Here is a 14,053-nt window from a genome sequence, read left to right on the forward strand (position 1 = left end):
CGAAAAATCAATTGGCTACTTCATCGGCACAATTGGGAATATGGTAGAAAATTTATGAGAAATATAAGAATTATTAAGTTAATTTGAGTTCGATGTACCCTAAAAACGATGCCAAATAAAATTTTTAGATTCAAACCCATTTTACTTCATGTCATATTCTGGGCATGTTTCTTAGCTTTACCCTATTGGATGCGGCCAAGTCCTAACACAACTGATCCTCAGGCATTACAACGTTATAATTCTTGGACTACTTTCTTTATTGCCTTCGCTTTCAGTAACATTCCTTTCTTCTATTTAAACACAGAAATACTTATACCTAAGATTTTAAAGAAAAAAGGAATCATTCTTTATTTGATTTTATTATCGATTGCTATCCCTGGAATGATTTGGGTGTATTATCAATTACAAGAATTGATTATTATTACCGAACATGTTAAAGGGCGTGGGAGCGGATTTAGAAGAGGGCCTTTCATGGGTACCATTTTCCAATTATTATTTATCGTAGCTATTGGCGTATCTTATCGTTTCTTATCAGATAATTTAAAAGAGAAAGAAATTCAAAAAGAGGAGGAAAACGAGAGGTTGAAATCAGAATTATCTTTTTTAAGGTCGCAAATTAGCCCTCATTTCATGTTCAATGTCTTGAACAGCATTGTTTCCTTGTCTAGAAGAAAGCCAGAAATGGTGGAATCGGTGGTCATCAAATTATCTGAATTAATGCGCTACATGATTTATGAAACGACGGATGCGAAAGTAGCGATTAGTAAAGAAATGGTGTATTTAGAAAACTACATTGAATTACAAAAAATCCGTTTTGGGAATGATATCGAGATTACATTCAACCATAAATTAGCAGATACCCCTAATTCCATTGAACCTATGTTATTGATTCCGTTTGTAGAAAATGCTTTCAAACATGGGGTAGGTATGGTGATGAATCCTATCATTGAAATCACCTTGTTGGATGACAATGAAAAATTATACTTTGGAGTTAAAAATAAAGTAAGTTCACAAAAGAGTGAGAAAAAAGATGATAGCTCGGGTATTGGATTGACCAATGTTAAACGTAGATTAGAATTACTTTATCCCGATAAGCATCAATTGAAGATTAGCGAAGAGGGTGAATACTACCAGATTGAACTAGAAATACAACACATGTAATTATGTCAGAAGAGGTCTCAAACGAAAAATTTACAGAAGTTTCTTCCACCATTTTACGTTGTATTGCGGTGGACGATGAGAGTTTGGCTTTAGATTTATTGGAAGATAATATTGCCAAAATACCTTTTCTGAAATTAGAAGCCCGTTGTCGGAATGCCTTTGAGGCCATGGAGTTTTTACAAAAAACACCGGTAGATTTAATTTTCTTAGACATTCAAATGCCTGGTTTAACGGGAGTTCAATTCCTAGAAGGGCTGACTCAAAAACCCATGGTCATTTTTGTAACCGCTTATCAGCAGTATGCGATAGAGGGTTTTAACTTGGATGTGGTAGATTATGTGTTAAAACCTATCTCTTTTGAGCGCTTCCTGAAGGCCACCAATAAGGCCCTAGATTTCTACAAAAGTAAAAAATCGATTGGTCTGCAAGTTGCAGACACCAATAAATTGGAATACATCTTTATACATGCTGATTACTCTTTAATGAAAATCATGTTGGATGATATTTTATACATAGAAGGATTAAAGGACTATATCAAAATTCATTTAAAGACGCAGAAATTCCCGGTGGTTTGTAGGATGACGATGAAGTCCATAGAGGAAAAACTGCCTTCTTCAGATTTTCTTCGAATTCATAAATCTTTCATTGTTTCATTGAAAAAGGTAGAGTCTATCCGTAATCAAAAAATCAAGATTGGGGAAAATCATATTCCATTGAGTGAAAATTATGCCGAGCATTTCTATCAAACAATTGGATATCAAAAACAATAACAAAAGGTCTTGACCCTACTTAAATCTATTCAAGCACCCTTCATTCCTGATTAAAAAATGTAACTTTGGTTTTTGGTAACATCAACCTATGTCCATACTCAAAAAATTAGCAGGCGAGACCCTTTCCTACGGATTCAGTACCATCTTAGGTCGTTCGCTCAATTTTTTACTGGTATTTGTACATACATGGGCATTTTTACCTGCTGAATTAGGCATCAATGTCAAGCTGTATGGATATATGGCCATCGCCAACATTGTCTACATGTACGGCATGGAAACCGCTTATTTCCGCTTTGCGAAAGAGGCTCCTCAGAAATATTACAACCTGATTTTATCGGCTATCATCATCACCTCAGGCTTGTTTACCCTTATTTTATTTCTATTTTCTGAGCCATTAATGGTACAGCTGGGTTATGCGGGGAAAGGTATTTTTCTCAAATGGCTGGCTCTCATTTTGGCCATTGACGCAATAACGGCCATCCCCTTTGCACGATTAAGGTTGGAACAAAAGATCAAGAAATTCGTACTAGCCAAAATCATATCTATTTTAATCAATGTCGGTTTAAACTTATTTTTCTTAGTCGGTTTAAAACCTTTACATGATGGCATTTGGGGAGGTACTTGGCCACATTTTTTACGAGATTTATATGACCCTTCCATTGGAGCAGGATATATTTTTATGGCCAATTTAATTGCCAATGCAAGTTTATTTTATTGGTTAGGTTCAGAATTCAAATCATACCGATGGGAATGGGATTGGAAAGAATTTAAATCGCTTTGGATTTACTCCTATCCGATCATGTTCATGAGTTTAGCCGCTATGTTCAATGTGATGTTTGACAGGTTATTATTGGAGGAATATCTGCCTGAAGGTTTTTATCCAGGTCAAAGTTCCCAGGATGCCTTAGGAATCTATGGCAATTGCTATAAGCTTTCAGTATTCATGAGCTTAGCGATTCAAGCATTCAAATATTCTGCAGAACCCTTTTTCCTTGGAAAGAAAAACAATGCGAACAACAAAGAAAATTTAGCCTTGGTGACGCATTGGTTTGTGATCGTTTGCACCATTTTATGGGTGGGTGTTTCTTCCAATTTATTTTGGATTCAAAAGTTATTTCTCAAAAAAGCCATTTATTGGGAAGGTATAGATGTTGTCCCTATTTTATTGTTGGCGAATTTATTTTTGGGTATCTATTACACCCAATCCGTATGGTTCAAACAAACGAATAAGACCTATATGGGAACCATTATTACCTTGGTTGGATTAGCGGTTACCATCTTGGGGAATATCTATTGGATACCTAGCTATGGATATATGGCATGTGCCTATTCTTTTCTATTGTCTAGTATCACCATGACCCTGTTATGCTATGCGGGAGGACAATTCTATGATCCAGCACCCTATCGCTGGAAGGGGGCATTGGTCTATTTAAGCTTAGGAGCCCTAGCCATATATTCCGGTACATACCTAAGTCAGATTCCACTACCTAAGTTCTTTACCCAAAATACTGGATTATTTGTACTTTTAGTTTTTCTATGTGTGAAAGAGTTCCAGTGGAGAGGCTTGAAACCTAGACTAAGAAATTGATAATTTTCTTCCGTTCATGAAGCAGGACATTAAAATGCAATACTTGAGCCTCCGACTAAAAATCAGTCAGATGGTTACTCGTTTGCAGGAAAATGAAGGAACGATTCGTGAATTGGCTCAACAATTACGCTTGGTACAAGATAAGCTAGATATCAAAACTGAGGAGCTTAATCGGTCGCAGAGGCGTTTAAAAGAATTGGAGAAAAACTTTAAAAAATCAGATAAAATTGTTAAAATTGTAGTTAATACAGATAACACAGCGGTGCCGACTGCTGAACTGAAGGAAAAGTTAGACGAATATATCGTAAAAATAGATCAGTGTATTGAGCAATTGCGTCAACCATGAGCCAAAACCTACCATGTAATCTAATTTTGGGCATTCAAACCATCGCAATGAAGGTTGATCCACAAGAAGAGGCCTGCGTAAGGAATGCCGCCAATTTGGTGAACAGATTAGTCAAATACTATGAACATCAGACAAATAGTTCAGATCCAAGTGCCGTAATGGCTTTGGTAGCCTTGGATTTAGCCATGTGTGGCATAAAATTTGATGAACAGCATCGTTCATTAGAGTCCAACATACTGAATGAAAACAAGCAATTGTTAGAATTGACTGAAATTTACGCCTTATAATCCCCTTTTTCTTGATTCAGTAAGTACGGAACCAAAGTACATAAACCCATAGGTTCCATGATAATAGAAATAGTTATAGCCATCGTTTTTTTAGCGGGTGGTGTATTTACTGGGAAAGTATTCTTTTCTAAGGTGAATAAAAACATAGAGGACGATGCTAAAAGAAAGGCGGAGGATATCCTCAAAAATGCAGAAATCTCTGCCGAAAATCTTAAGAAAGACCGTATGTTAGAAGCAAAGGAAAATTTCCTTCGCTTGAGAGCTGAATTTGAGGAAGAGACTCAAAACAAAAAGGGTATTTTGTTAGAAAATGAGCAAAAATTACGGGAGAAGGAGCGTCAATTGGCTCAACAACAAGAGCAACAAAGACAGGCTGATCAAGACTTACAATCTCAAAAGCAAAGTTTACAATCCAAAGAGGAAAATTACCGCAAGAAATTAGAGGACGTTGAGAAAAAGCGATTAGAAGCTGAGGCAATGTTGGCTAATCAAATTAGTCAATTGGAAAAAATTGCGGGTTTATCAGCTGATGAGGCGCGCCAACAAATCATGGATGCATTAAAAGCAGAAGCTGAAAGTAAGGCAAGTTCATTGGTAAAACAAGCTATTGAGGAGGCTAAATTAACAGCTACCAAAGAGGCTAAAAAAGTCGTTATCGAAACCATTCAACGTACAGCAGCTGAAAATGCGATTGAAAACTGCGTATCAGTTTTCAACATTGAATCGGATGATGTTAAAGGAAAAATCATTGGAAGGGAAGGTAGAAATATTCGTGCCTTAGAGGCCGCTACTGGAGTTGAGTTTATTGTTGATGATACACCTGAAGCCATTATCATCTCAGGCTTCGATCCAGTTCGTAGAGAAATTGCCCGATTGTCGCTTCACCGTTTAGTTCAAGATGGTCGTATCCATCCGGCTCGTATCGAAGAGGTTGTCAATAAGACGAAGAAGAATATTGAAGATGAAATCATTGAGATTGGAGAAAAAACAGTGATTGATTTGGGTATTCATGGATTGCATCCAGAATTAATTAAAATGATTGGCCGAATGAGGTTCAGATCTTCTTATGGTCAAAACCTATTGCAACACTCCCGCGAAGTGGCCAAGTTATGCGCTACCATGGCGGCTGAATTAGGATTAAATGCTAAGTTGGCCAAGCGAGCTGGTTTATTGCATGACATTGGAAAGGTTTGGCATGAAGAGCCTGAATTACCTCACGCATTATTAGGTATGGAATTGGCTCAAAAATACAAGGAGCATCCTGAGGTTTGTAATGCTATTGGCGCTCACCACGATGAAATTGAAATGACATCAATGATATCACCCATCATTCAAGTATGTGATGCGATATCAGGTTCAAGACCTGGGGCCCGTCGTGAAATGATGGAGTCATATATGAAGCGTTTACGTGATTTAGAAGCATTAGCGACCTCCTTTGATGGAGTACAGAAGTGCTATGCTATTCAAGCTGGCCGCGAGCTAAGAATCATGGTTGATTCGGAAAACGTGAGTGATGAGAAGGCTTCTAATCTATCCTTTGATATTTCTCAAAAAATTGAGAAGGAAATGCAATATCCTGGTCAAATCAAGGTGACAGTTATTCGAGAAATGCGAGCTGTCAATTTTGCTAAATAATCTAGTAGTAGATTATTGAACTAAATAATCAATATATTGATTGGTTGATAGGCCAAATTCGGATATTTTCGGTTTAAATTTTCAACGCTGTCAAGGTTTAAAACCTTGACAGCGTTACATTTTTCACCCTATTTTTATGGAAATACGCAGTCCACAAAATCCTGAAGAATGGGAAGCTTATTTTTTGCTTCGATATAAGATTTTGCGTGAACCTTGGAATCAAGCTGCAGGATCTGAGCATCTACCAGATGATCAGGATGCCATTCATGTATTTGCCATAGAAAACAAACAAGTTTTAGGAGTTGCAAGAATGCATAAATCAAGTCCTCTTCAAGGGCAAGTTCGATGTGTGGCAGTGGATAGTTCTCAACAAGGCAAGGGCATTGGTAAGCAAATTATGAAATACCTTGAACATAAGGCTATCGAGAATCATTGGAAGGAAATTATTCTAGAGGCTCGAGAAAATGCAGTCCCATTTTATCAAAGCATAGGTTATCAAATAGTAAAAGAATCCTATCTCCTTTTTGAAGAAATACAACATTATACTATGTCGAAAGTTTTGCTAGAAGATTAATTTCTAAGCAATTATTTGATTCATGGAATTTATCAAATAGTAGATTGTGAACTTTTTTTGTATTCATGATATTGCGCTGATAAAATTTCATGAAGATGCCGGGGTCTTTGGTAAAAATTTATGTACATGCGGTATGGGCTACAAAAAAAAGGGAGCCGCTTATCTTTCCTGACTTGAAAGATGCCCTATTAAAGCATATTCATTTGGAGTTGGAAAAGATGAATTGTCAACCCATCATCACCAATTCCATGCCAGATCACATTCATTGTTTATTTTCTATTTGCTCAACTAAATCCATTTCATCCATTATCAAACAGATAAAAGGAAGTAGTTCTAGGTACATTAATTTAGAATATTCCTTACAAGCAAAACTTGAATGGCAGGCAGGATATGCTGCATTTTCAGTTTCAAAATGGGCTTTGAAAAAGGTTTATGATTATATTAAAAATCAGCATGTACATCATGGATTGAAATCTCCCCAACAAAATGAATTCGATCGAGTCATGGATGTAGCCATGGATTTAAATCCATGGCTAGGTAATGAAAATTGATTAATACAAACCCAACTAGAGAGATCTTTAATGCCATAGATTGAAATCTCCCCAACAAAATGAAATGGATAGAGTCATGGATGCAGCCATGGATTTAAATCCATGGCTAGGTAATGAAAATTGATTAATACAAACTCAGCTAGAGAGATCTATGATGCCATGGATTAAAATCCATGGCTATAAAATAAAAAAGGCCGGGATTAAAATCCCGGCCCTATACAAATTACCTTAATCTTAATGAGAATGTTCTAATCCCTGTGCACTAGGGATTTGATTAAACTCTATTCCTTGTTTCTTCGCATCTTTGAAGGCCTCCTTTGGCTTAATATTTAAAATCTGAAACAATTCAGCATCAGATTTAGCATCCGGATTAGGTGTTGTCAATAATACATCGCCAGAAAAAATCGAATTAGCCCCTGCCATAAAACAGAATGCTTGTCCTTCATAATTCAATTCCAATCTTCCCGCAGATAGACGAACTGCCGATTTAGGCATCATAATCCTAGCCGTAGCAATCACTCGCACCAATTCCCAAACAGAAGCTGTCTTTTGATTTTCGAATGGTGTTCCTTCCACGGGCACCAAATTATTCACAGGAACAGATTCTGGATGCTCTGGCAAATTTGCTAATGTCAATAGCATACCAATGCGATCATCCACGCTTTCACCCATGCCAATAATACCTCCCGAACATACAGAAATTTTTGCCTTACGAACATTGCCTAATGTCTCCAAACGATCGTCATAGGTACGTGTGGAAATAACATCATCATAATATTCTTCACTTGTATCAATATTATGATTATAAGCATACAATCCCGCTTCTTTCAAACGTTCAGCTTGTTGCTCACTTAACATACCTAAGGTGCAACAAACCTCCATGCCTAAGGAATTTACTCCCTTCACCATGTCAATTACTTTATCAAAATCCGAATTATCTCTCACCTCTCTCCACGCTGCACCCATACAAAAACGAGAACTCCCATTATCCTTAGCCCTCAATGCTGCCTCAATGACCTCATTATAAGGCAATAACTTTTGAACTTTTACATTGGTATGATATCTAGCCGCTTGAGAACAATAAGAACAATCCTCTGGACATCCCCCTGTTTTAATGGATAATAATGTACTAATCTGTACTTCATTAGGATCATGAAATTGACGATGAACAGTGGCCGCTTGATAAACCAAGTCTAAAAATGGCTGATTAAAAATGGCCTCTACTTCGGCGCGGGTCCAATTATTACGAATCATAATTCAAATTTTACTCAAAGATACTTTGAAATTCTTTTAACACGAAACTCTATTCCAATTCCATCATATAAGGCATCATTGCCAAAAAGCCTTCTCGCTTTTTCAAACGATCTAATTCAAAAACAGATTTAGCCCAAGGCAAATGGGATTTTGCCCATCGCATCTCCATCGCTTCGGATGAAGTAGCTGATTCTAAAACTGATTCAAAAAATGATTTAGCTTTGGGGTAAACGGCGACTTTATATTCTCCATCCTTCAATTTGGATTTTTGAGCAGCTAAAGAAATCGCTTTGTCCAATCCGCCCAATTCGTCAACCAATCCAATCTTCTTGGCTTGTTCTCCAGTCCAAACTCGACCGCCAGCCAAGGATTTCAATTTCTCTAAAGACATTTTTCTTCCGGCTGCTGCTTTACTCGTAAAGCTTTCATAACCTTCATTCACCATATTTTGAATAATGGACTTTTCGAAATCAGTTAAATGACCCGCAGAATTCATGAAATGTGAATGCTCATGAGTATTCACATGATCCTGAGTTATACCTAACTTATTTTTAAAGAAATTGTCCAAATTCAACCATTGCGCAAATATGCCAATTGACCCTGTTATGGTCGTTGGCTGTGCCACAATGGCATCTGCTCCCATGGCCATATAATATCCGCCAGATGCTGCATAATTCGACATAGAAGCAATAACTGGCTTAACTTTCTTTGCCAATAGGATTTCTCTCCACATGATATCAGAAGCTAAAGAAGAGCCACCCGGTGAATCTATTCGCAAAACAATCGCCTTCACGGAAGTATTATCCCTCAATTTACGTAGCTCTTTGACAAAATCATCCGAGCCAATAGACCCCTCTCCTCCTCGCGTACCGACAATCTCTCCCTCTGCTACCAAAACAGCTATTTTCTTCGTACCCTCTACTTCTGGAATGGGGTTCTTGGCATGTAAATAATCTGATAATTTGACCATGCTCAACTTCTCTTTTTCCCCAATTTTAACTGATTTCTTCAACAAAGATTCAAATTGGTCCCAATAGCTCAATTTCAAAATCCCCAACTTCTCAGCATTATTAGGATTCATGGCTTGTAAACTATCCGCAATTCGATCTAAGCGAGGAACAGAAATTCCTTTACTCTGCGATATTTTATTAAATACAACTTGATTTATGGAACGAATAAAGGATAAACTTTGCTCCTTATTTTCAGGACTCATATCCTCTCGGATAAATGGCTCAACTGCTGATTTGTAAGTCCCCACTCGAAAGACTAAAGGTTCTATTTCCAGCTTATCAAATGCCTTTTTGTAGAACATATACTGCACTGAAATTCCATTAAAGTCTAATAGACCAGCAGGATTTAGGTACAATTGATTCGAGACGGAAGCTAAATAATAAGCCTTTTCTGAGTATGAATTAGAATAGGCATAAACAAACTTTCCAGACTTTTTGAATTTTTCTAAGGCATCACGAATTTCTGACAATTGTGCATAACCTGCGATTGGAAAACTTACATCCAAATAAACCCCTTTGATTTTATCATCTACTCTTGCCCTTTCTAATGCGGAAAGAATTTGAATAAGTCCGACTTTCTCCGTGCTGGAGAAAAATGGATTCGGAAATTCCGAAAAAGGGTTGTCTTCATTGGATGCATTTTCAGCCATTGGTCGATTCAAATCCAATTTCAAAATTGAATTTTCCTTTACCTCGTATTCTGAGTCAGATGAACTCATGGCAGATCCAATCCCAACTAACAGGATGATACTAACGAGCAGAAACAAAAACATTCCTACTATCGTCGCCAGGGTGTATTTAACAAATTGCCACATATCTATTTAAATTTATTTGCGAATTTGAAGTCAATACATAACAATCCATCACAAAATATGTTCAAAGGAAAATTCATACAAACAACGGGGATATGTCTATCCGAAGTTTTTGCGGTAATCCTCTCTTGATTGACGAATCACTTCATGAGCTACTTCTCTTCCGTAAACATCATCAATATCCACAGCCAATGAACTTGTTTCACCAGGTAGCATTTTATATGTCCAAAAATAGTGTCTCAATCGCTGAACTATATCCTTAGGGGCGTCAGAAATATCTCTCCATTTACCATAAATAGGATCATCTTTCAACACGGCAATAATTTTATCATCTGCCTCCCCTTTATCAATCATACGAATTCCTCCAATAGGAATTGCTTGACATAAAATATCACCATGGGTAATGGCGCGTTCCGACAAGACACAAATATCTAATGGATCTCCATCTCCTTGTAAAATCTCTTTTCCAGAATATTTTCTGGCCAATTCCGCTATTCCTTCGGCACAATACGTTTGAGGTAAAAAGCCATACAAGGCTGGAACGATATTAGAAAACTTTTGAGGACGATCAATCTTCAAATAGCCTGTTTGCTTGTCAATTTCATATTTAACGGTATCCGTCGGTACGATTTCAATAAAAGCCGTCACCAATTCAGGCATTTGATCACCAATTTGAATTCCGTGCCATGGATGTGCCTTAAAGAAGTTTCTATTCATGTTATTTTTTCTGGGTTAAATTGCTACTCAGGTTTTAATCCTACAAAATTACAAAAAATATGCTGAAATCAGTCCTGTTTAGACATTCCAAAGCGTAAAGGTTTAGCGGGCTTTCCATTTAATTTAGTTAAATTCGTAGTTTGAATTCCATTGACCATGATATATCCCATCATACCTTACGGTGACCCTGTCCTTAGAAAGATAGCTAAAGACATTGAACCTGGCAGTATTGATTTAATCGCACTAGCTGATGACATGTTTGAAACCATGTATGCCGCTAGTGGAGTTGGTTTAGCCGCTCCTCAAATTGGCAAGGATATCCGCCTCTTTGTGGTGGATGGCCGCCCCATGAATGAAGGAGAGGAAGATGAGGATATTGACACTTCTTTGATTGATTTCAAAAAAGTATTTGTCAATCCAACCATCATCGATGAAACAGGAGAAGAATGGGGATTTGAAGAAGGCTGCTTGTCAATTCCAGGTATTCGAGGCGAAGTATGGCGACCAGAATACGTCAAAATACATTATTATACCGAGCATTGGGAAGAAAAAGAAGAAGTTTTTGAAGGCCTAGCCGCTCGAATCATCCAACATGAATATGACCATATTGAAGGCATCCTTTTTACCGACCATTTGAACGTCGTAAAAAAACGCCTAATCAAAAATAAATTAACGGATATCACCCGCGGAAAAGTTTCTGTGGATTATAAAATGAAATTCCCTAGGTAATCGAATATGAAGATTTCAACAACTTGGCTTAACGATTTTATCGATTTATCACAGCTTCCTCAGCAAGGCAGTCCGGAAGAATTGGATGTTCTTTTAACCAATACAGGATTAGAAGTAGAGGGAATAGAAGCGCATGATCAAATTCCTGGTGGGTTAAAAGGTTTTGTGGTGGGGGAAGTGATTAGCTGTGAGAAATTCCAAGTCAAAGAGAAAACCTTGAGTGCTACCACCGTAGATGTAGGTCAGGAGGAATTACTCCAAATTGTTTGTGGAGCAGCCAACGTGGCACAAGGTCAAAAAGTGATTGTTGCTACGCCTGGGACTACGTTATACGACAAAGAAGGTAAACCCGTGTTTACCATTGAAAAAAGAAAAGTTTACGGACAAGTTTCTGAAGGCATGATTTGTGCCGAAGATGAAATAGGAATCGGGGATTCGCATGATGGCATATTAGTGTTAAAGACTGATTTAGCCAATGGAACTCCAGCTACTACCTATTTCAATATTCAATCGGATTTGGTATTAGAAATTGGGCTTACACCCAATCGTGCTGATGCCGCTTCCCATTGGGGAGTAGCACGTGATATCCGTGCTGTTAGTGGATTAGCCATTCAATTACCAAATGTTTCAGCCTTCCAGGAAGGACCTAACAACTTTCCTGTTCAAGTTCAAATTGAGGATGAAGGCTGTACCCGTTTTTGTGGCATTAGCTTAGACCAAGTTCAAGTTGGCCCTTCACCCGAATGGCTGAAAGACCGTTTACAAGCCATTGGCCTACGTCCGATCAATAATATTGTCGATATTACCAATTTCATTTGTCATGGATTAGGTCAACCCATGCATGCCTATGATGCGGAACAAATAAAAGGTCAACAGTTAATCGTTAAGACCTTAGCGGCTGGAACTTCCTTTACTACTTTGGACGGAGTAGAACGTAAACTTGACGGAGAAGAAATCATGATTTGTGATGCTGCTGGTCCGATAGGATTAGCCGGAATCATGGGGGGAGCCAATTCGAGCATTCAAGAAAGCACTACGCGTGTATTTTTAGAGGTAGCCCATTTCAAACCAGAGCGTATTCGTAAATCGTCTCAAGTGCATGGCTTAAAAACAGATGCTTCTTTCCGTTTTGAACGTGGTACCGATGTGGAAGCTAAATTATTAGCCTTGCAATATGCGACTCTCCTGATACAGGAATTGGCTGGAGGAAAAGTCGCTTCTAGCTTATTGGATTATTACCCCAACCAGCCTGAATTAGCCAAAATTGAGATGACTTTCGAGCGCATTCATTCCATCATGGGAATTGAACTAGCACCAGATCGCATTCAAGAAATACTACAAGCATTGGATTTCACTTTAGAAAACATCAGTGCTATTGGCTTTACTGCCATAGCCCCAGCCTATCGGGTAGATGTCACCAGGGAAGCGGATGTTATCGAAGAAATCCTAAGAATACATGGCTTGGATAACATTCCCTTGTCAGAACATTTAAGTGCTCATTTCATTTCAGAATTTCCTGCGCTAGATAAGGAAAAGGTACAACAAACGATTTCTCACCAATTAGCTGCCAAAGGATTTCAAGAAATTATTAGTAACTCATTAACGAAAGCAGAATTTCATAGCTGGATCCAAAAGGATTTAAGCTTTGAATCCGTTGACATTTTGAACAAACTTTCCGAGGATTTAGGCGTCATGCGTCAGCACATGGTATTCCATGGTTTGGAGGCTTTAGCCCATAATATTAACCGTCGTCAGAAGGATTTGAAATTATTTGAATTTGGTAAAACCTATCATAAAAAAGGAGCTAAATACCTAGAAAAACGTCATCTTGCCTTATATTCGACCGGGCTTTGGCAGGGAGAAACGTGGGATCAAACCCCTCAAAAATCGAAATTATATCATTTATTTCAAGTGAGTAAGGCCTTAATGCAACATTTAGGCAATAAGCCATTTGATACCGAAGTCATAGAAGGATCCTCTGTTTTTGCCTATGGTTTGCGTATTTCTGTTCAAAAGAAAACTTGCCTTGAATTAGGCATGATTCACCCAAATTTGGCGGATAAATTTGATGTCAAGCAGGATGTCTTTATGGCGGATTTCGATTGGGATTATTGGGTAAAACAAGAGAAAAGTGATTTTGTCTACCAAGAAATTTCGAAGTTCCCAGAGGTAAGACGTGATTTATCTTTGGTTATCAATAAAGAAGTAAGTTTTCAAGCGATCCAACGGGTAGCGGAGCAAACCGAAAAAAATATCTTGAAGCAAGTGGCTATTTTTGATGTTTATGAAGGCAAAAACTTAGGCGAAGGCAAGAAATCATATTCCATTAGTTTCATCTTGCAAGATGAAAATCAAACCTTGACCGACAAGGTGATTGACTCCACCATGGAGCGATTCATTCAACGTTTTGAGAAAGAATTAGGAGCGATTATTCGGAAGTAATTTCCAATTCAGCTTTAGGCAGATTATAAGTTTATTGATAATAATTTATCAGTAAACTTATAATTTATCCTAGCTTAAAGGCTTGATTTCAAATATTACCTACTTTTATTAGACAATTTTCAAAGGCTTTAAGCTTATTTGATGCTTGTTTATACATATACCAAAACCACTAAATCC

The 14,053-nt window shown here is 37.7% G+C and carries 13 protein-coding genes; 10 read left to right on the forward strand and 3 right to left on the reverse strand.

The window, feature by feature from the left end; all coding sequences use genetic code 11:
• Nucleotides 1-108 precede the first annotated feature (108 nt).
• The 8 genes from SKC36_RS05530 (at nt 109) to tnpA (ending at nt 6,912) form a co-directional block, all read left to right on the forward strand.
• On the forward strand, nt 109-1,161 hold the full coding sequence (locus tag SKC36_RS05530) for a sensor histidine kinase (RefSeq protein WP_459465119.1): 1,053 nt from the start codon (nt 109-111) through the stop codon (nt 1,159-1,161).
• Nucleotides 1,162-1,163: 2 nt separating this feature from the next.
• Nucleotides 1,164-1,931, forward strand: coding sequence for a LytR/AlgR family response regulator transcription factor (locus tag SKC36_RS05535; protein WP_459454186.1), 768 nt, complete (start codon nt 1,164-1,166; stop codon nt 1,929-1,931).
• 88 nt (nt 1,932-2,019) lie between these two features.
• Nucleotides 2,020-3,519 (forward strand): lipopolysaccharide biosynthesis protein, encoded by a 1,500-nt coding sequence (locus SKC36_RS05540; RefSeq protein WP_459465120.1) that lies wholly within the window; start codon nt 2,020-2,022, stop codon nt 3,517-3,519.
• A gap of 16 nt (nt 3,520-3,535) precedes the next feature.
• Entirely contained in the window at nt 3,536-3,865 is a 330-nt protein-coding gene (locus SKC36_RS05545) for a hypothetical protein (protein WP_459454184.1), read from the forward strand.
• On the forward strand, nt 3,862-4,152 hold the full coding sequence (locus SKC36_RS05550) for a cell division protein ZapA (protein WP_459465121.1): 291 nt from the start codon (nt 3,862-3,864) through the stop codon (nt 4,150-4,152). Before SKC36_RS05545 ends, SKC36_RS05550 begins: the two co-directional genes overlap by 4 nt.
• A 57-nt stretch (nt 4,153-4,209) precedes the next feature.
• Nucleotides 4,210-5,787 (forward strand): ribonuclease Y, encoded by a 1,578-nt coding sequence (rny, locus tag SKC36_RS05555; RefSeq protein WP_459465122.1) that lies wholly within the window; start codon nt 4,210-4,212, stop codon nt 5,785-5,787.
• A gap of 136 nt (nt 5,788-5,923) precedes the next feature.
• Nucleotides 5,924-6,361: a GNAT family N-acetyltransferase gene (locus tag SKC36_RS05560; protein ID WP_459465124.1), complete on the forward strand. Its 438-nt coding sequence runs from the start codon at nt 5,924-5,926 to the stop codon at nt 6,359-6,361.
• 95 nt (nt 6,362-6,456) lie between these two features.
• Complete coding sequence (gene tnpA / locus SKC36_RS05565) at nt 6,457-6,912, forward strand: IS200/IS605 family transposase (protein WP_459465126.1); 456 nt, start codon at nt 6,457-6,459, stop codon at nt 6,910-6,912.
• A 234-nt stretch (nt 6,913-7,146) separates the two neighbouring features.
• Here the strand turns inward: tnpA and bioB are convergent, their stop codons facing one another.
• From bioB to SKC36_RS05580, 3 genes are all read right to left on the reverse strand, one after another.
• Complete coding sequence (gene bioB, locus SKC36_RS05570; protein ID WP_459465127.1) at nt 7,147-8,166, reverse strand: biotin synthase BioB; 1,020 nt, start codon at nt 8,164-8,166, stop codon at nt 7,147-7,149.
• 49 nt (nt 8,167-8,215) lie between these two features.
• Complete coding sequence (sppA, locus tag SKC36_RS05575) at nt 8,216-9,991, reverse strand: signal peptide peptidase SppA (protein ID WP_459465129.1); 1,776 nt, start codon at nt 9,989-9,991, stop codon at nt 8,216-8,218.
• A 96-nt stretch (nt 9,992-10,087) separates the two neighbouring features.
• A complete protein-coding gene (locus tag SKC36_RS05580) occupies nt 10,088-10,705 on the reverse strand; it encodes an inorganic pyrophosphatase (RefSeq protein WP_223142879.1) in 618 nt (205 codons plus the stop codon).
• A gap of 156 nt (nt 10,706-10,861) precedes the next feature.
• Between SKC36_RS05580 and def the strand changes: the two genes are divergently transcribed.
• Nucleotides 10,862-11,434 (forward strand): peptide deformylase, encoded by a 573-nt coding sequence (gene def, locus SKC36_RS05585; RefSeq protein WP_459465130.1) that lies wholly within the window; start codon nt 10,862-10,864, stop codon nt 11,432-11,434.
• Nucleotides 11,435-11,440: 6 nt separating this feature from the next.
• Entirely contained in the window at nt 11,441-13,876 is a 2,436-nt protein-coding gene (gene pheT, locus SKC36_RS05590) for a phenylalanine--tRNA ligase subunit beta (RefSeq protein ID WP_459465132.1), read from the forward strand.
• The last annotated feature ends 177 nt before the right edge of the window (nt 13,877-14,053 follow it).

Source organism: Aquirufa sp. OSTEICH-129A (assembly GCF_054558355.1).

What these genes read in the sequence shown, in the direction of transcription:
- SKC36_RS05530 (WP_459465119.1), top strand. Translation starts at nt 109, where the DNA reads ATGCCAAATAAAATTTTTAGATTCAAACCCATTTTACTTCATGTCATA.
- SKC36_RS05535 (WP_459454186.1), top strand. Translation starts at nt 1,164, where the DNA reads ATGTCAGAAGAGGTCTCAAACGAAAAATTTACAGAAGTTTCTTCCACC.
- SKC36_RS05540 (WP_459465120.1), top strand. Translation starts at nt 2,020, where the DNA reads ATGTCCATACTCAAAAAATTAGCAGGCGAGACCCTTTCCTACGGATTC.
- SKC36_RS05545 (WP_459454184.1), top strand. Translation starts at nt 3,536, where the DNA reads ATGAAGCAGGACATTAAAATGCAATACTTGAGCCTCCGACTAAAAATC.
- SKC36_RS05550 (WP_459465121.1), top strand. Translation starts at nt 3,862, where the DNA reads ATGAGCCAAAACCTACCATGTAATCTAATTTTGGGCATTCAAACCATC.
- rny (WP_459465122.1), top strand. Translation starts at nt 4,210, where the DNA reads ATGATAATAGAAATAGTTATAGCCATCGTTTTTTTAGCGGGTGGTGTA.
- SKC36_RS05560 (WP_459465124.1), top strand. Translation starts at nt 5,924, where the DNA reads ATGGAAATACGCAGTCCACAAAATCCTGAAGAATGGGAAGCTTATTTT.
- tnpA (WP_459465126.1), top strand. Translation starts at nt 6,457, where the DNA reads ATGCCGGGGTCTTTGGTAAAAATTTATGTACATGCGGTATGGGCTACA.
- bioB (WP_459465127.1), bottom strand. Translation starts at nt 8,166, where the DNA reads ATGATTCGTAATAATTGGACCCGCGCCGAAGTAGAGGCCATTTTTAAT.
- sppA (WP_459465129.1), bottom strand. Translation starts at nt 9,991, where the DNA reads ATGTGGCAATTTGTTAAATACACCCTGGCGACGATAGTAGGAATGTTT.
- SKC36_RS05580 (WP_223142879.1), bottom strand. Translation starts at nt 10,705, where the DNA reads ATGAATAGAAACTTCTTTAAGGCACATCCATGGCACGGAATTCAAATT.
- def (WP_459465130.1), top strand. Translation starts at nt 10,862, where the DNA reads ATGATATATCCCATCATACCTTACGGTGACCCTGTCCTTAGAAAGATA.
- pheT (WP_459465132.1), top strand. Translation starts at nt 11,441, where the DNA reads ATGAAGATTTCAACAACTTGGCTTAACGATTTTATCGATTTATCACAG.